General features: G+C 35.3%; 15 protein-coding genes. 2 read left to right on the top strand and 13 right to left on the bottom strand.

Going from position 1 to position 17,028, the window contains the following annotated elements:
* Positions 1 to 123: 123 nt before the first annotated feature.
* Positions 124 to 2,778 carry a TonB-dependent receptor gene (locus JE46_RS18060; RefSeq protein WP_031456688.1) on the bottom strand — a complete coding sequence of 885 codons (2,655 nt, stop codon included), beginning with the start codon at positions 2,776 to 2,778 and terminating at the stop codon, positions 124 to 126.
* A 192-nt stretch (positions 2,779 to 2,970) separates the two neighbouring features.
* Between JE46_RS18060 and JE46_RS18055 the strand changes: the two genes are divergently transcribed.
* Complete coding sequence (locus tag JE46_RS18055; RefSeq protein ID WP_083480902.1) at positions 2,971 to 3,858, top strand: SAM hydrolase/SAM-dependent halogenase family protein; 888 nt, start codon at positions 2,971 to 2,973, stop codon at positions 3,856 to 3,858.
* Positions 3,859 to 3,939: 81 nt separating this feature from the next.
* Here the strand turns inward: JE46_RS18055 and JE46_RS18050 are convergent, their stop codons facing one another.
* The 10 genes from JE46_RS18050 to JE46_RS18005 all read right to left on the bottom strand — a co-directional run bounded on the left by JE46_RS18050 (position 3,940) and on the right by JE46_RS18005 (position 13,123).
* A complete protein-coding gene (locus JE46_RS18050; protein WP_035136800.1) occupies positions 3,940 to 5,544 on the bottom strand; it encodes a fumarate hydratase in 1,605 nt (534 codons plus the stop codon).
* A gap of 70 nt (positions 5,545 to 5,614) precedes the next feature.
* A complete protein-coding gene (locus JE46_RS18045; protein WP_031456685.1) occupies positions 5,615 to 6,361 on the bottom strand; it encodes a hypothetical protein in 747 nt (248 codons plus the stop codon).
* 18 nt (positions 6,362 to 6,379) lie between these two features.
* Positions 6,380 to 7,819, bottom strand: coding sequence for a nucleoside recognition domain-containing protein (locus JE46_RS18040; RefSeq protein ID WP_031456684.1), 1,440 nt, complete (start codon positions 7,817 to 7,819; stop codon positions 6,380 to 6,382).
* A 123-nt stretch (positions 7,820 to 7,942) separates the two neighbouring features.
* A complete protein-coding gene (locus JE46_RS18035; protein WP_031456683.1) occupies positions 7,943 to 9,019 on the bottom strand; it encodes a winged helix DNA-binding domain-containing protein in 1,077 nt (358 codons plus the stop codon).
* Between the two features lie 76 nt (positions 9,020 to 9,095).
* Positions 9,096 to 9,809 (bottom strand): 3'-5' exonuclease, encoded by a 714-nt coding sequence (locus JE46_RS18030; protein ID WP_031456682.1) that lies wholly within the window; start codon positions 9,807 to 9,809, stop codon positions 9,096 to 9,098.
* 84 nt (positions 9,810 to 9,893) lie between these two features.
* The gene (locus JE46_RS18025) at positions 9,894 to 10,118 is read right to left on the bottom strand and encodes a hypothetical protein (RefSeq protein ID WP_031456681.1); all 225 of its coding nucleotides are present in this window, start codon (positions 10,116 to 10,118) and stop codon (positions 9,894 to 9,896) included.
* Positions 10,119 to 10,146: 28 nt separating this feature from the next.
* Positions 10,147 to 10,623, bottom strand: a complete 477-nt coding sequence (locus JE46_RS18020) for a methylated-DNA--[protein]-cysteine S-methyltransferase (RefSeq protein ID WP_031456680.1) — start codon at positions 10,621 to 10,623, stop codon at positions 10,147 to 10,149.
* 207 nt (positions 10,624 to 10,830) lie between these two features.
* Positions 10,831 to 11,646, bottom strand: a complete 816-nt coding sequence (locus JE46_RS18015; RefSeq protein ID WP_031456679.1) for an NAD(P)H-binding protein — start codon at positions 11,644 to 11,646, stop codon at positions 10,831 to 10,833.
* A 140-nt stretch (positions 11,647 to 11,786) separates the two neighbouring features.
* On the bottom strand, positions 11,787 to 12,236 hold the full coding sequence (locus JE46_RS18010; protein WP_031456678.1) for a GNAT family N-acetyltransferase: 450 nt from the start codon (positions 12,234 to 12,236) through the stop codon (positions 11,787 to 11,789).
* On the bottom strand, positions 12,221 to 13,123 hold the full coding sequence (locus JE46_RS18005) for a LysR family transcriptional regulator (RefSeq protein ID WP_031456677.1): 903 nt from the start codon (positions 13,121 to 13,123) through the stop codon (positions 12,221 to 12,223). Before JE46_RS18005 ends, JE46_RS18010 begins: the two co-directional genes overlap by 16 nt.
* 143 nt (positions 13,124 to 13,266) lie before the next feature.
* On the opposite strand from JE46_RS18005, the gene JE46_RS18000 reads away from it, so the two are divergent.
* The gene (locus tag JE46_RS18000) at positions 13,267 to 13,662 is read left to right on the top strand and encodes a rhodanese-like domain-containing protein (protein ID WP_031456676.1); all 396 of its coding nucleotides are present in this window, start codon (positions 13,267 to 13,269) and stop codon (positions 13,660 to 13,662) included.
* A gap of 67 nt (positions 13,663 to 13,729) precedes the next feature.
* Here the strand turns inward: JE46_RS18000 and JE46_RS17995 are convergent, their stop codons facing one another.
* Both JE46_RS17995 and JE46_RS17990 read right to left on the bottom strand, forming a co-directional pair.
* Positions 13,730 to 14,599: a tetratricopeptide repeat protein gene (locus JE46_RS17995; protein WP_031456675.1), complete on the bottom strand. Its 870-nt coding sequence runs from the start codon at positions 14,597 to 14,599 to the stop codon at positions 13,730 to 13,732.
* A gap of 17 nt (positions 14,600 to 14,616) precedes the next feature.
* The gene (locus JE46_RS17990; protein ID WP_031456674.1) at positions 14,617 to 17,028 is read right to left on the bottom strand and encodes a M28 family peptidase; all 2,412 of its coding nucleotides are present in this window, start codon (positions 17,026 to 17,028) and stop codon (positions 14,617 to 14,619) included.

Genomic DNA, 17,028 nt, shown 5'->3' with positions numbered 1-17,028 from the left:
GAACCGAAGTAAAATTTAAATCCACATAAAAAACAATAACCGCCTATTTAGGCGGTTATTGTTTTTTTAGACACTTTACTTCTCCGTTATTTTGCTACTATTTTGTCTTATTTGAGTTCAAAATTATAAAGTAAAACTCAATCTTCCAAAGTAATAAGCTCCTGTTGTACCCATCTGAACCGGTGCATATTTGAATACTCCGTAATAGCTGTTTTCATAGATTTGTTTATCAGGAAAAATATCAAATAAGTTATTAGCTCCCAACGCAAACTGAATTTTTGGTGTTATTTTGTAAGCTACAGTCAAATCAGTAACCACTTTTCCGTTGTGTTTTTGGATTCCTCCAAAAGGAAAACCATTACGAATAACTTGTCCGAAATAAGTATTTCTCAATAAAAAATTCCATTTGTCTAAACCATAATTAATGGCAAAAGTACCTTTATGCTTTGGCGTATTGGTCTCAATCAAACTTCTTTCCTGTGGACCGTAATACACATCTTCCTGACCCACAAAAATAGAAGGAATATTATTTAGCTGATCATCAACCTTATTGTCGTTGTAATTGTATAATAGAGAAAGATTCAATTTACCTTTTCCAAGATTTAAATCATAATCAATTACGATATCAAGTCCGTTAGTTGTTGTGTTGATAGCGTTTGTAAAGAAACGACCCGTTTGCGCTCCGTATTGAGCAAACAAATCACGAAGTTCCTCAACAGGCTCTCCATAAGCATCGTTTCCTAAATTTCCAGTAAGGATAATTCTATTATCAATTTGAATATGATAATAATCTGCTGTGATATGCAATTGTTTTGTTGGAGAAAAAACAACACCTACACTATAATTTCTTGAAGTTTCTTCTTTCAATTTCGGAATTCCGAGTTGTTTTGCCACATCGCTGTCATTTCTAAAAATACCCGAATTAAGGATTTCTCCATCAACAACATCGGTAGCAATATTATTAAAATACTGCTGATGTAACGAAGGTGCTCTAAAGCCAGAACTAATTGCTCCACGAATCGCGAGATTGTCTAGAAATTTATATCTCGCAGATAGTTTTCCGTTTATCGTATTTCCAAAATCAGAGTAATCTTCATAACGACCCGCAATACCCACTAAGAATTTATCTGTAATATCTGCTTCAACATCAGCATAAACACCAACACTGTTTCGGTCTTCATTAACCTGGTTCAAAGGAGAAAATCCCGGAAATGATTGCGCTCCGCCATCAATATAAGAAGCTTCTTCACCGGGAACAATTTTATATTTTTCAAAACGATATTCAGCACCGAAAGCAACATTCAATCCATTAAAAATTTCTTTGTATAATCTTGAAATATCTGCATTTACAGTATTTTGAAGAAAAGAATGATTTCCGGCCTCAAACTCTGTTGGACTTGCATCTCCTAATGAAACGTTATTTGTATTTGATACTTCGTAAACAAATTTATTTTGTCCGATGGTATTGCTTAAATCCAGCTTCCACTCTCCAAATTTAAATTTAAACCCAAAAGAAGAAGAAAGATCTGTTACAACAGAATTTAATTCAGGCTGAAATCCAAATGGAAAAATAGAAGCGACAACATTTTCAGTTTCACTGGGCAAACGTCTGAATCCGTAACCAGTCCCTTTTCTGTGACTGACCCCTCCTGAGGCGTAAAACTCTATTTGTTCGTTTAATGGAATAGAAGCATTAAAGAAACCCTGAATATTTTGAATTTTAGCATCTCCAATCTGAAAATTAAAATCATCACGCTTCAATCTGTTTTGTGCTAATAAATCATCATCGATTTGGCGGGATTGTGCAGGATCATCTGCAAAATCATAAGCAAAAAAGTTTCCCTGAGCAGATTGATCAAAAATAATCAGGTTATGGTTTTGTGAACGGTTTGTCTTTTCACGGTTATTGAATTCTCCCGAAAGATTGATAAAACCTCCTTTGCTTCCAATTTTTGTTCCGTAATTTAGATTTAAATTTGTCGTTTGTCCGTCATTTCTTGAAGTTCCTCCATAAGTTGCATTAGCTTCTAAACCTGCATTGTCTTTTAAAACCAAGTTGATAACACCCGCAATAGCATCAGAACCATATTGCGCCGCCGCACCATCACGTAAAACCTCAATTCGCTTAATTGCCGATGCCGGAATTGCACTTAAATCGGTTCCAACAGAACCGTTTCCAACCGTATTTTGATAATTTACCAGCGAAGTAGTGTGTCTTCTTTTACCATTGATTAAAACCAAAACCTGATCTGGTCCCAAACCTCTCAAAGAAGCCGGATCAATATGTTCTGTTCCGTCAGCCGAAGATTGTCGATTGGAATTGAAAGACGGAATCAAATAAGTCAATATGTCGTTTGTAGTGGTTTGGGGTGTAATATTTCTGATTTTAGCTAAATTCACAACATCTACAGGAACTGCCGTTTCAAGTTTGCTTTTCTTTGGATTTCGGCTTCCCACAACCACAATTTCATCCAGATTATTGCTTTCAATGAGGAGCTGAATTTCAACAAAATGATCTCTTGTCACCACTTCTTTGGTTATATATCCAAGTAAGGAAACAATTAAGGTTGGAGAATTTGTTGAGGAAGTAATTTTAAATTTTCCAGATGCATCGGTTGTAACGCTGGTTTGAGACCCTTTAATAAGAACTGTTGCAAATTCTAATGGATCTCCGTTTTCATTTGTGACTGTTCCGTTGATTTCGTGATTTTGGGCGAAAAACAAACTGCTAGATAAGCTGAAAATCAGTGTGATTATAAGTTTTAGTTTTTTTCTCATAAATTCGTTTGGTTTAAGTATTGTTTTGCAAAGAATAGTTATTCCCTATTAATTACATGGGATAATGAATAAAATGCAAATGTAACTGTAAAACATTAAAATTGATTTATAAAATGATACTTTTTATAGGTTTTATATGTTATTTTTTGATATTTATGAAATACCTTTGCGTAAATTTTAAAAATAAAAAAAATGAAATTACGGTTATTACTTTTTTTGTTTGTCGTTACATTAAATGGCTTTTCACAAAATAATGTATTGGTTTTTCAATCTGATTTTGGTTTGAAAGATGGAGCAGTTTCTGCTATGAAAGGAGTTGCAATGGGAGTTTCAACCGATTTGAAAATATTTGACTTAACACACGAAATTCCTGCTTTTAATATTTGGGAAGCAGCATACCGCTTATCACAAACGGCTCAGTATTATCCTGCGGGAACTGTATTTGTTTCGGTTTGTGATCCTGGTGTGGGTACAGCAAGGCATTCTGTTGTTTTACTGACAAAATCAGGTCATTATTTTGTAACTCCGGATAATGGAACTTTAACCTTAATCGCTGAGCAATTGGGAATTCAGGAAGTCCGTGAAATTGACGAAGTAAAAAACCGCCGTCAGAATTCAAATGAATCTTATACCTTTCACGGGCGTGATGTATATGCTTTTACAGGAGCCCGTTTAGCTTCTAAAACGATTACTTTTGAAGAAGTCGGTCCGAAACTGGCCAGCGAAGTGGTAAAAATTGATTACCAAAAACCTGTTTTCGAAAAAGGAATTATAAAAGGAGGAATTCCGATTTTGGATATTCAATACGGAAATGTCTGGACAAATATTGATAAAAAAACATTTGCTAATCTTGGTTTAAAAGCAGGAGATCTTGTTAAAATTCAAATTTTCAACGGAACTAAAAAAGCATACGAAGGAAAATTAAAGCTTGTAAATACTTTTGGAGAAGTTTCAGTAGGAACAGATGTTTGTTATTTTAACAGTCTTTTGAATTTTTCATTAGCTGTAAATCAAGGCAGTTTTTCAGCAAAACATAAAATTTACAGCGGTGCAGACTGGAGTATTCTGCTTAGTAAATAGTCCTTACCAAAGGAAATAAAAAAACCGCTCAATTTTTTGAGCGGTTTTTTTGTGTATATGTGAATCTTCTGGTATCAAGGGCTATAGGTTTTCGAAGAAATCATTCCCTTTATCATCCGTAATAATGAAAGCAGGGAAATCTTTTACAGTGATTTTTCGAACAGCTTCCATTCCTAATTCTTCAAAATCAACTACTTCTACTTTTAAGATATTGTCCTGAGCCAAAATAGCGGCCGGACCTCCGATTGACCCCAAATAGAATCCGCCGTATTTGTTGCAGGCATCCGTAACTTGTTTGGTACGGTTTCCTTTGGCTAGCATCACCATACTTCCGCCATGTTTTTGAAATTCATCCACATACACATCCATACGTCCGGCAGTTGTTGGTCCAAAACTTCCTGAAGCCATTCCTTCAGGAGTTTTTGCAGGTCCTGCGTAATAAACCGGGTGATTTTTAAAGTATTCCGGCATTGGTTTTCCGGCGTCTAATAATTCTTTAATTTTTGCGTGTGCAATATCACGGGCAACAATAACAGTTCCGTTCAGTTTTAAGCGGGTTTTGATAGGATATTGTGATAGTTTTGCTAAAATATCTGCCATTGGCTGATCTAAGTCAATTTCAACCGGAGCTTCTAAATGTGGTGCTGTTTCCGGTAAAAATTGTTTTGGATTTACTTCTAACTGCTCAAGGAAGATTCCGTCTTTTGTGATTTTTCCTTTGATATTTCGGTCTGCAGAACAGGAAACACCTAATCCAACCGGACACGAAGCTGCGTGACGAGGCAAACGAATTACACGTACGTCATGCGTAAAATATTTTCCTCCAAACTGAGCTCCAATTTCACTTTCCTGACAGATTTTCTGAACACGCTCTTCCCATTCCAAATCACGAAACGCCTGACCCGCCATGTTTCCTGAAGTAGGCAGATTGTCGAAATAACCTGCAGATGCTTTTTTAACTGTAGCTAAAGTAGCCTCTGCGGAAGTTCCTCCAATTACCAAAGCTAAATGATAAGGCGGACAGGCAGAAGTTCCTAAATCTTTGATTTTTGCACGAATGAAAGCATCAAGAGATTTGTCGTTTAGTAACGATTTTGTTTGCTGGTATAAATAAGTCTTATTTGCAGATCCTCCACCTTTTGCCATAAACAGAAATTCGTAAGAAGCTCCTTTTTTGGCGTAAATATCAATTTGTGCCGGAAGATTCGAACCCGAGTTTTTCTCTTCAAACATCGAAATTGGAACGATCTGTGAATAACGTAAATTTCTTTTTTGGTACGTATTGAAAATTCCTTTGCTCAGCCATTCAGCATCATCAGCACCGGTGAAAATGCTTTCGCCTTTTTTTGCCATAACGATTGCAGTTCCGGTATCCTGGCAGCTTGGCAATTGTCCTTCGGCAGCAACAGAAGCATTTTGAAGTAAATTGTAAGCCACAAAACGATCATTGTCTGTCGCTTCAGGATCGTCAAGAATGTTTCTTAGCTTTTGCAAATGCGTTGTTCTCAACATAAACGAAACATCTGTTAAAGCTTCTTCAGCTAATAATTCTAACCCTTTTGGGTCAACGGTTAAAACTTCACGTTCTCCAAATTGTTCCACTTTTACAAAATCTGAAGTAATTTTGCGATATTGAGTTTCATCCTTTAGAATAGGATAAGGATCCTGGTATATAAAATCAATCATTTCTTGGTTTTTTGGCAAAGTTAAAAATTATTTACCTAAGAAAGAATTTGAATTATAAGTGTTTCGGAGTTTATTGTTGGTTATGAAACTCATTGAAACTCATCTTCTTTTCAAAATAAGGTTTGTCTTTTGCAGAAAGCAGCTTTTTTTTCCAGTGATTTCCTTTTAGCGAAAATGAAATGGAATCAGAATAGGTTACAATTCCGGAATCTTCATTGTTATCATCTCCGGGCTCAAACGAAACGGTTTTGCAGTAAAAACTTTCAGGATCGTTTCCTGATGCATTGCTTACAAGTTCAGTCCACGTTCCCCAGCCGCTGTCTGACATCGATTGCCACTGATGGACAAGCTGTAAATTATGGTTTTTCAGATAGTACAGATAATTTTCATGCGTATAACCGCAGGCAGGATATCCAAAACCAATTTGTATAAAAGAAGAGTTTTTGCCTGATGCATTAGTCAAACCTGATGATCCTCCCCATTCGGCACCTTTTTCGTAATTGGTAATAGTAATTCTGGAAGACGTGATTTTGGTTTTGTTCTGATAAAAATCAAGTCTGAATTTTGAAGTTAGGATGCTGTCTTTGTCCACTTTCAGTTCTGTCAAATTTGCCAGAATATGAGTGAACTCGGCATTTTTTTCATTTGAAAGGAAAATGGTATCTGTTCGTAATGTATTTTCTTCTGCTTTTGTTTTATCAGTAACAGCAGGAAGTTCTGTTGTTTCAGCAGAATTTACATCTGCAATCACACTTTTTTTCTGTTCTTTATGGCAGCTTGCGAGAATCAATAAGGTAAAAAGATGTTTAATTTTCATATTTAAAATCTCCAAATTTTAAAAAAACCAGGTCGCCACAAAAATAGCCGTAATCACACAAATTAAATCAACCAAAAGCATGGTGCCCAAAGCGTAACGAGTATTTTTAATATTTACCGAACCAAAGTAAACCGCAATTACATAAAACGTACTTTCGGCGCTACACTGAAAAATACTGCTCAGTCTTGCTGTAAGGGAATCTGCTCCAAAAGTATTCATTGAATCAATCAAAAATCCTCTTGATCCAGCAGAACTGAAAGGACGCAACATTGCCACAGGAAGTGCATTCGTAATTTCTTTACTCACTCCCATATTCGAAAAGATGAATCCAATGGCATCACTGATGATTTCGAACAAACCGCTGTTTCTGAATAATGAAATAGCAACCAGCATTCCTAAAACATAAGGAAAAATCGTAACTCCAGTCTTAACTCCGTTATTTGCCCCCACTACAAATGTGTCAAAAACTGTCGTTTCAGCTTCCTTAAATTTTTTCTCATGTATAAAAGAAAAGATCAGGGTAAAAGCAATTATCGTTACTAATATTAATCCCGAAAGGTTAGAAGTGAAATAGTTTTTTCCGATTAAATCTAAATGGTTTACATACATTAGAAGACCAACAATCGCAGCAATTAAAGTCATTAAACCAATAAGAAGCGAAGCACTTTTGAAATTGATTTTTTGTTTCACACCTACAATTAAAAAAGCGGCAATGGTTCCTATGAACGAAGTAATGATACAAGGCAGCATTACATCTGCCGGATTACTCGCATTGGCAGCAGCACGATAACCGATGATTGAAGTTGCAATTAAAGTCAAACCCGAAGCATGAAGGCACATAAACATAATTTGTGCATCACTGGCTTTGTCTTTTTCGGGGTTTATTTCCTGTAAACTTTCCATGGCTTTAAGTCCGAATGGTGTTGCAGCCGAATCTAACCCTAAGAAATTCGCAGCAAAGTTTAACGTCATGTAGGATATCGAAGGATGGTTTTTAGGAATACTCGGAAATACTTTTACAAATACCGGACTCAATACTTTAGCAAGTTTTCCGGATGCTCCTGAAATAATTAGAAGTTCCATTAATCCGCAGAAAAATGCTAAATAAGCCATAAGCGGCAGAATTAAATCAAGTAAGGTACTTTTACAAGTTGGCAGTAAACCATCTGATTTTTGAAGGCCGCTGTAGATTTTTACGGTTTTGTTTTTATAAACATAGGTTGTATCGGCATTTAGCGTGTCACGATTTACCATCATGGTTTGTTCCGGAGCAGTTTTAATACTGTCTTTGATGAAAGCGGGAAGTTGTTCAACGTATTTTTCACAAACCAAAATCGGATCATCTTTCTTTCCATTCAAAACAGAATCAATAGTATACGTATTGGCAGTAAATAAACTCACTACAATAAACACAATCGAAGAAATAAAAATCGTTAACCAAAATCTGCTTAATACCATAATTGTAATTTTTTGTAAATGTAATAAATCAATTGCAATGACAATTGCAAAAGTCAATTTCGTGATTTAAAGGTGAAATTGATGATGACACTTAATTTAATTTCATCGAGGGCTAATTTATTTTCATTCAAATAGAATTTTGGTTTCAAGATAATTTTCGAAAGATTTAATTCCTTCAAACAAAATCTGTTTTTTGCTAATTTCGGTCTGAGTAAAAAAGTCTGTTTCAATCTTGACATGATCTTTTTTGATGGTTCGTTTCCAGGTTCCAATGACTTTTCCGTTTTCTACAATTGTGGGTTTAAAAATGCCGTTTTTGGTAAAAGCTTTTGGCTGATGTTCTAATAAAATGGAAGATTCGCGATTTTTATACGAAATTAAATACTCGTCAAAAGCGGCAAGGAAATGTACGCTTTCGCTGAAATTTTCTGGGACAGGATAATATTTTCCGAACCAATATTGCTGATTATCAATAGCAAAATAGTTTAATTGCAACGAAATTGCGTTAATTATAGATTTGCAAATTGTTGTAGAAAAACCGGACCAGTGTGAAAAATCTGCGACTGTTGCCGGACCACGGCTTTCAAAATAACGTTGGGCAAGTTTGGCCAAAGCTTCTTCTTTGGTTAATTTGGTTTTTGGTTTAGGGACCCTTTCTTCAAGTAAGGCATATGTCATTTTTTTGCCTTTCATTTTTCCGTTGCAGACTAAACCATCTAATTCTGCATACATCATGATTAAAACAGGACTTAATTTATAATCGCCGGAAAATTTTTTGACATTAAGTTTCTGTATGATTTCATCCCGGGTTAAATGATTGTTTCCGGCAAGTATCTTTTCTATTGCTGAGTTGATCTTGTCAAATTCCTTTTCGTCACAGCCATATTTTTTTGTTTCGGCAAGAATAATGCGTTTGACCTGTGGTCCGGAAACATCGAGCATCCAGTAAATATCTTCTGCTGAAACCAAATGCCAGGTTGGACGTAAAATATGGGTTCGGATTATCTTTCCTGAACTAATGGCTTCTTCGATTTCCTTTTCAGTAGCATCACAACGGGAGCCAATTGCCCATTTTGCCATTTCGTAATCCTGAGCCTGCATGGCGCCAAGATGTTGTACAATTTCTTCAGGCGAACTATGACTTGTTTTATCAAGTTTTTGTGAAATGAGACGATAATTTGAAATTTCGTGATGTGTCATCTTTACTATCTTAAACCATATAAGTTATGTAAGTTCATTAAAAAGCTTTGCGGCTCTGGACCTTTGAACCAAAAAGTTATACATGAATAATTTCCTCATCAATCAACAAATCTTCTCTGCGCAAACGAAGAAAAATCTGTGCTACGGCAATTGTATCTTTTTCACAATAGGTTACAATTCGGTCAATATCTTTCTCCACATAAAAAACATGCGCGACCTGGCTTCCGTCGATATCACCTTTTGGAGACGGAACTCCGAGGATTTTGGTCAGTAATTTTAAAGAAGTAAAATGTTTGTAATCGCCAAACTTCCATAATTCCAATGTATCGAGATGCGGAATTTCCCATGGCTTTTTGCCGAATAAATTCAGTTTATCCGGAATCGCAATTTGGTTAATAATCATTCTGCGGGCAAGAAACGGAATATCAAATTCTTTGGCATTGTGCCCGCACAAAAGATGCTGCGGTTGATTGAAATGATTGTTCAGCAGATTATTAAAGTCTTTCAGGATCTTTTTTTCTTCTCCAAAAAAAGAAGTTACCCTGAAATTCCGAATATCTCCTTTGATCGTAAAATACCCAACCGAAATACAAATGATTTTCCCAAATTCAGCCCAAATTCCGGCACGATCGTAAAATTCTTCGGGCGTAAACTCTTCTTTTCGCTGATATTGCGTTTTCAAATCCCAAAGTGATTGCATTTCTGCATCGAGTGAATTGAAGTTTTCTTCTTCAGGAACGGTTTCTATATCAAGAAATAAAATGTTGTTGAGGTTTATTTTTTCAATCATTTTTGGAGACTTCTTAGATATTTGTTGGTTAGACTTACTTATATTTTTTTACAAATATGCGTAAAATTCTTACTCTTTTTAAATTTATTTTATGAATTTACAATTAATGCCAAGTTTGTCTGCTTCTTTCAAAAAATATTTGGCTAAGTTTTCATTATCTATTTCCAGAATTATTTGAATATCTTCCAAAAGGTTGTCGAAATTAGTTTTACCCTCTTTTAGATCTATTCCTAATATTTCTTTTTGCAGCTTTACAAACGAAACTCCCTTTATGCCTTCTCTCCAGCTTTCTAAAACTATTTTAGCCATAATTTTATAGATGAATAATAAGTTATGACTAAAATAAACTTTGCTGTGCAGAAGGACTTTCGTGCTCCAAAAGCCATTTTTTGCGCCATATTTCTCCTGCATAACCCGTAAGAGATCCGTTTGTACCAATAACCCGATGACACGGAACCACAATCCAAAGCGGATTTTTACCATTTGCCGATGCTACAGCCCGAATTGCTTTTACATCTCCAAGTTTTTTAGTCTGATCCATATAACTTACTGTTTTTCCATACGGAATTTCCAATAAGGCTTTCCAGACTTTCTGTTGAAATTCGGTTCCTTGTGGATTAAGTTTTATATCGAAATTGGTTCTTTTACCTTCAAAATATTCATTTAACTGGGAAACAGCTTGCTGCAGAACTTCAGGAATGGTTTGTGAAATTTCATTTGTTCCAACATCAGAAACAGAAATTACCGAAATACCATTTTCATCTCCAATGATTTTGGTGATTCCGAGTGGTGAATTGATATAAACTGTTTTCATGATTTTTCGTTTTAACCGCAAAGACCCAAAGTTCGCAAATATTTTTGAACGATATAAATTATTTAAGTTTAAGTGTTTTGCTTTACTTATATAAAATTCAATGTCTGGCTGAGCGAAGTCGAAGCCTTTTGTTTTCATAAGCCTTCGACTTCGCTCAGGATGACAATCGTGTTAGGAGATAATAAAACTTAAATAATTTATTATAGTTTAATAATCTTCCAGTCTAAATTTATAGTTTAAAACGGTTCCAATTTTATCGCTTGAAATAACCTTTTTAATATTCGATTTTTCGGGACTGAATTGTGGTAAAGGCAGCTTTTGTTCCGCTGCTTTTTGAGTGTAATAATCTTCTCTGGTTGGATGAAATGGCGCAACAGCATTAAAAGCGTCATTCCATTTAGATTGGTCTATGATTTCTTCAATGATGCTGATACAATCGTTTTGATGAATCAGGTTTACGGGAGCATCTGCATTTGCCAAGTTTTCTTTTCCTGACAAGGAAGTCACAGGATGACGATCTTCTCCAATTAATCCGCCGAAACGCAGAATTGTGGTTTCGAAGTTTTGGTTTTTACGAAGCAGGTTTTCGGCTAAAAATAATTGTTTACCACTTTCTGTTTCAGGATTTGGATTTGTTTCTTCCGTAATCAAATCGTTTTGATCTCCGTAAACCGAAGTAGAGCTCACAAAAAGCACTTTTTTAACGGAGGAATTCTCAACAAACGGAATCAGGTTTTTGATTTTTTCGACAAAAACTTTCTTTTCAGAATCCGGATTGACAGCTCTCAGTTTTGGCGGAATATCAATAATCAGGATTTCGCTTTCCGCTAAAAAAGCATTGATGCTTTCAGAGATACTTTCGCTTTCAAGCGCAACTAAAAACGGATTTATCCCTGCGCCTTTTAAAATCGGAAGTTTGTTTTCGGAAGTAGTGGATCCATTTACTGAATTTCCTTTTTCGATTAGTCTTTTTGCCAGCGGTAAGCCCAACCAGCCACAGCCCAGTATGCTTATTTTTGTCATTTTTTAAGATTCAAAATAGAAAGGTTTTTTTCTCTCTCGCAGATTCGGCAGATTTAGCAGATTGATTTTAAAATAATCTGCGAAAAATCAGCTTTAAATCTTTTTAAATCAGCTTGAAAAAAAAATACAAGATTAATATTTTACAAAGTTAAAGTAAATCGGACTTTTTCTTTTCCTTTTGCACCAATTCTGTTGTAAAATTTAATGGCCCTTGTATTGAATTCCGGTGTTTGCCACTGCATATTGATGCAGTTATTTTTGATTCCGATTTCTTTTAGTTTTTCGATTAAAACTTCGCCAATTCCAAAACTTCTTACTTCTTCTTCCAGAAATAAACAATCCATATACAAAAAAGAAGAAGCATCCCAGGTTGAAAAATCAAAAGTAAAGGATGCGTAACCCACAATTGTTTCTTTCGTGGCAACAACTAAGCAAAATAATTTTGGATAATCATTAAATAATTCTTTTTTTAAGCCTTCTTCTTTTCCTTCCGGATCATAATCAGCTTGCTCAAATTCGGCATGTTTTTGACAGAGAACAACTAGTTTTGACAAATCAGCTATTTCGCAGTTTCTTATTGAATATTCCATTGCAGATTGATTTCAGTTTGTATAAAGCTGATGAAATGATTGAAATAGTCCGGATAATTTTCATTCGCTCTAGTAGCGATAAAGTGTTTTCTCTTTAAACCATTTTTACCAACTTTAATCGCTTTGATCGGGCTGGATTGTAAATGCGGCTGAACTGCCCATTTTGCCATTGACATTACACCCATATCCGCCTTTACCATTTCCAGAGACGCTTCTGTCAAAGGCATGGGAGTTATTTTCTTCGGACTCACTTTGGCCGGAGCCAAAAGAAACTGATGAATGGTAACGGTTTCCATCGGAAGTGAATGAATAATGAGATGTTCATTGATAAAATCTTCTGCAACGACATACTTTTTATCTGCCCAGGCATGATTTTCAGAAACGACCATCATGACTTCGTCCTGAAACAGTTCTGTGTATTTGATAGTATTGTCTTTAACCGGATCACTTATAATAGCAATATCAATGGTGTTGTCTAAAAGTTTCTGCAATGGAATATGAGTGGCCTCTATCACAATTTTCAGTTCCACATTGGGATACAAAAGATGAAACTGTTTCAAAACCGACGGAAGCCAGTGATAGCTCGAAAAACATTCAGTACTGATTCTAATTTCGCCATATTCTCCAAAAACCATTTGTTTGATTTGGCTTTCGGTTTCTGACAGTTTGTTCAGAATTTCATTGGCGAGATTGTAGATTTTTTCGCCCGCTTTGGTCAAAACCAGTTTTTTGTTGGTTCGAAGAAAAATGGCAGTTCCTAATTGATATTCTGCTTCCTTGAGCTGATGACTCAAAGCCGATTGTGTTAGGTGAAGTTTGTCAATCGCTTTAGTAATGCTTCCTTCTTCGACAATTGCTTTTATCAATTTTAAGTGACGTATTTCCATTTCTCAGTGATTAATACACAAAGAAACAAAATTTTAGACTGGCTTTTGTATGAAAAAAAGTAATGTTCTGCATGAATTCTTTTCGTTTTTATGAGAGGTAAAACCATCCTAATTTTGAAAAAATAAACTTTAAAACATTAAATATGGAAGCACAGATTAAACATTACGAAAACAAGCTGGCCTTTGAAATGGATCCGTCAGACTTATTTGAAGCCCTGAACGATGGAGAAAACATAATTGTAATAGATGCCCGAAAAGCTTTTGGCTACGAAGAGGAACATATTCCAAACGCGCTTAATATTCCACACCGCGAAATGAATTTAGAAACCACACAGCATTTAGATAAAGATGTTTTGTATGTTACCTATTGTGCCGGAATTGGGTGTAATGCCTCAACAAAAGGAGCTCTAAATATGACCAGACTAGGATTTAAGGTAAAAGAATTAATTGGCGGACTGGAATGGTGGAAAATCGATGGTTATGCAACCGAAGGCGAAAAGGGAGTGAAGGAAGGATTGAAGGTTGAATGTGCGTGTTAAATATAAAAGGCAGACTTTTCATTAAGTCTGCCTTTTGAAATTGTTCTGAACGATTTAAGATAAATATTTATTCTATTTTAATATCGTTCTTCTCAGCAACTTTTTTGAATAGATCTTCTTTGTTTTCGCTTTTCATTTTCTGATAAATAGCGCCAATAATTTGTTCTGTGTCTTTTGTGTAGTCAGATTTGCCAATAGTATAAATACGATGTGCTTTAAAAATATTGTCTAAAGCTTTTTCAGAATCATTGAGGGTAAGGTAATTTTTTCCTGCTCCAAAAAAGCCTTCTGCATTATTAGGGTCAGACTTTATCAGTTTTTCATAATAAGTAATAGCTGTTTTATAATCTGTTTTTAAACTGTAAACAACGCCAATATTTACTAAAGCAAAATCACCTTCAGGGTAAATTTCGAGTGATTTTTTATAATATTTGATCGCATTGTCATAATCCTTTAATTGTCTGTAACACATCGCAATGTCGTCCAAAGCCAAAACAAATTTTGAATCTTTTTTTAGAGCCATTTGGAAAGATTCAATCGCCAGTTCATATTTTTGGTCACGCATAAAATCTTTAGCAATAATATAAGAGTTTTGCGCTTGTTCGTTTTTTGAGTCAGTATAAAAGGGGCTTGGATTACTTATTACTGGTTTAGTCGTAATTTTACCGCAGGTTTTACTTAAAATTTCAGCTGTTTTTTTAAAAAGACTCTGAATTCCTTCAACCGTATTTATGGATTCTCTAACCTTTGTGTCTTTGTCAGCCATAACAATCTCAGTCATGGATTCACTTACACAGCTTGTGTAAATTTCGTCAGTTATTTCAGCCTTTTTGCTTAGACAGTCGCATGTCAGTTTAGCTATTTTTTCTTCAGTCGTTTGAGAAAATCCGTTATGGAAACTTACAGAAATTACAAAAACCCAAAATAATTTTTTCATAAATACGGTTTGAATGATTATTGATTTATGACTTCTTTTTTAACTTTCATTACCGGTGTCAGACTGTCTGTTTTTACTGTAGTACTATCAATTACCGGAGTAGTTTCTATTGGTTTTACCGACGCTGTATGTCTTTTAATTTTTTGCTGAATCAAAACAGCATCATTCAAAACAAAAGGTGTTGGCATCATCCAGTTGCTTCTTGGTTTGATATTAAACAGCGGATTGGTCATTAAATCGAATGAACTTTCGATCAAATCCATATCAAAAACAGAAGATTTATTAATAACGAATTCCATCACAAGAGGTTCGTTACCCACAACATAGTAGCATAAAATTTTGCTGTCCTGTCTCTCTAAACGATTTCCTTTTTGTCCGGAAGTCGAAACGCCATTGGCTTTAAAATTATAAAAAGACATTTTTGGATTTGCATAAATATCGTAGCGATTGACTTTACGGTTTGGCGTAATTTTTATTTTCAAATATCTTTTGCTTCCAATAACACTGTCTCTTAGAAAGGAAATGGTTGGTTTTGGAACTTCTATTTTAGGAGCAATGGCGCTATATGTAAAAGCAGAATTGTACTTGCTTGCTATTGGCAGACCATTTAAACCAACCGCTTTTTGATTCATATTTCCCAGATATGTTTTAGTCCATTCATCCAGATTGGTATCATAAGTTGTCCAGACGGCAGAATCTGTTTCGGCATTATAAACGTATAATAAACTGTTTGATTTTGCCTTTCCAGGTTCATAATCTGAGTGATAGCCTGCATAAACAAAAAAGCTGATTGATATGATAAAGAAAAGTATCGTCCAGGCACCTTTTCTATAAAATGATCCAAATAGCGGGAGCAATAATCCGAAAAGTAAAACCGTAAGAACTGAACTTCCGTAAAGTATTTTTAAACCTAAACCAATTGGAAACATGATGATAAACGGTGCTACAATTGCTAATGCAGGAATGCTGAACAACAAGTTTAGGCCTATGCTGTAATGTTGGGTAAGGACAAAAACTCCCAATAAAAAAATTCCAAAATAAACAGGAATAATCAGGAATCCTGCTCCCGTTAATTGATTGGCTAAAACGATATTGATGATAATCCATAGCAATAATGACGCTACGAAATGATTCATCGTAATTTTTGCTTCAGAAAAATGATGGTAAAAAGCAAAACAAATGGCAATGCTAAGTGTTACAAAGGCGCCAATGTAAGCATGGCCATTATAGGTAAAACCATTTAGCAGATCAGTGTATTGCGGATAAATTTGCAGGACGATTTTCCAGCCTAAAAAAGTGACCAAACCAGCAATAATCATGGAACCTAGCAAAGGAACAAAACCTTTAAAAATTTCCCTGAATGAAATAACGTGTTTTACTTTTCCGATAAAGATAAATAAAACCAGTAATCCTAAAGCAATGATGCTCATTGGGAAAACCCATGAAAAAGGATAATTTATGAAGAATCCGAACGGAACACTAAAATAAACATTGTCCTGTGTGGTGTGAGTAGAGTTTAAATCAATATTAGAGAAGTATTTTAATAAAGGCATCAAATAAGATCCCTGATGTGTTAACGTGGTTTTGTTTAAATGCTGAATATCATCTTGCTGGGTGTGATAATTATAATGACCATCAATAAAAGCAAAATTGAAACCCTGAATGTTTCCCTGTTCTCTAAAAACAGTTAAATCGGTGTCATTTGGAAGCATTTTGTAAATACTGTACATCAGCGAGTTTGAAACCGGATATTTTGCTTTGGCATTCGAAAATTCTTTTACAAGAGCCTGATTTCCTTTATTGGTTTCCATCAGCATATAGCTTGGTCCGGACGAACCTCTTGCTTCAAAATTTAAAACCAGTCCAACCTCTTTAGCCCACGGATGCTGATTCACAAACAGGGCAGCACCGTTTAAACCCAGTTCTTCAGCATCTGAAAAAAGGATAATAATATCATTTTTGTGTTTTTCGTTGGCGTATAAAAAGGCTCGCACACCTTCAAGAATTGTGGCAACTCCCGAGGCATCATCACTTGCGCCTTTAGAAAAAGAATGCGGGGCACTGTCATAATGTGAAAGCAACAACAGGGCTTTTGAACTATCAGTTCCTTTTATACGTGCCAGAATATTTTTGGATTTTACCAAAAGACCCTTGTCATTCAGCGTAAAGCCTTCCTGAATCGAGGTTTCGAGACCAATTCTGTTTAATTCAAGTTTAAGGTAATTAGCAACTAACTCATGATTGGTAGAGCCAACAAAATGGGGCTTTTGGGCTATAATCTGAACCTGGTTGAGTGCTCGTTCTGTTGAGAATTCGGCAAGAGCTTCTTCGTCTTTAGAAATATACTGGGGCATCATTGAGGCATAGATGATGGCCAGAATTCCTAAGACCCCTAAGAAAGCCAGAATTGAAGTAGGATTTTTTTTCAT

The sequence above is a fragment of the Flavobacterium chungangense LMG 26729 genome, assembly GCF_000735715.2.
GTDB classification, from domain to species: Bacteria; Bacteroidota; Bacteroidia; order Flavobacteriales; family Flavobacteriaceae; genus Flavobacterium; species Flavobacterium chungangense.
Note: the sequence above shows the minus strand (reverse complement) of the source record. Positions and strands in the feature narration are given on the sequence as shown.

What these genes read in the sequence shown, in the direction of transcription:
- JE46_RS18020 (WP_031456680.1), bottom strand. Translation starts at nt 10,623, where the DNA reads ATGAAAACAGTTTATATCAATTCACCACTCGGAATCACCAAAATCATT.
- JE46_RS18005 (WP_031456677.1), bottom strand. Translation starts at nt 13,123, where the DNA reads ATGGAAATACGTCACTTAAAATTGATAAAAGCAATTGTCGAAGAAGGA.
- JE46_RS18040 (WP_031456684.1), bottom strand. Translation starts at nt 7,819, where the DNA reads ATGGTATTAAGCAGATTTTGGTTAACGATTTTTATTTCTTCGATTGTG.
- JE46_RS18060 (WP_031456688.1), bottom strand. Translation starts at nt 2,778, where the DNA reads ATGAGAAAAAAACTAAAACTTATAATCACACTGATTTTCAGCTTATCT.
- JE46_RS17995 (WP_031456675.1), bottom strand. Translation starts at nt 14,599, where the DNA reads ATGAAAAAATTATTTTGGGTTTTTGTAATTTCTGTAAGTTTCCATAAC.
- JE46_RS18010 (WP_031456678.1), bottom strand. Translation starts at nt 12,236, where the DNA reads ATGGAATATTCAATAAGAAACTGCGAAATAGCTGATTTGTCAAAACTA.
- JE46_RS18035 (WP_031456683.1), bottom strand. Translation starts at nt 9,019, where the DNA reads ATGACACATCACGAAATTTCAAATTATCGTCTCATTTCACAAAAACTT.
- JE46_RS17990 (WP_031456674.1), bottom strand. Translation starts at nt 17,028, where the DNA reads ATGAAAAAAAATCCTACTTCAATTCTGGCTTTCTTAGGGGTCTTAGGA.
- JE46_RS18025 (WP_031456681.1), bottom strand. Translation starts at nt 10,118, where the DNA reads ATGGCTAAAATAGTTTTAGAAAGCTGGAGAGAAGGCATAAAGGGAGTT.
- JE46_RS18055 (WP_083480902.1), top strand. Translation starts at nt 2,971, where the DNA reads ATGAAATTACGGTTATTACTTTTTTTGTTTGTCGTTACATTAAATGGC.
- JE46_RS18030 (WP_031456682.1), bottom strand. Translation starts at nt 9,809, where the DNA reads ATGATTGAAAAAATAAACCTCAACAACATTTTATTTCTTGATATAGAA.
- JE46_RS18015 (WP_031456679.1), bottom strand. Translation starts at nt 11,646, where the DNA reads ATGACAAAAATAAGCATACTGGGCTGTGGCTGGTTGGGCTTACCGCTG.
- JE46_RS18000 (WP_031456676.1), top strand. Translation starts at nt 13,267, where the DNA reads ATGGAAGCACAGATTAAACATTACGAAAACAAGCTGGCCTTTGAAATG.
- JE46_RS18050 (WP_035136800.1), bottom strand. Translation starts at nt 5,544, where the DNA reads ATGATTGATTTTATATACCAGGATCCTTATCCTATTCTAAAGGATGAA.
- JE46_RS18045 (WP_031456685.1), bottom strand. Translation starts at nt 6,361, where the DNA reads ATGAAAATTAAACATCTTTTTACCTTATTGATTCTCGCAAGCTGCCAT.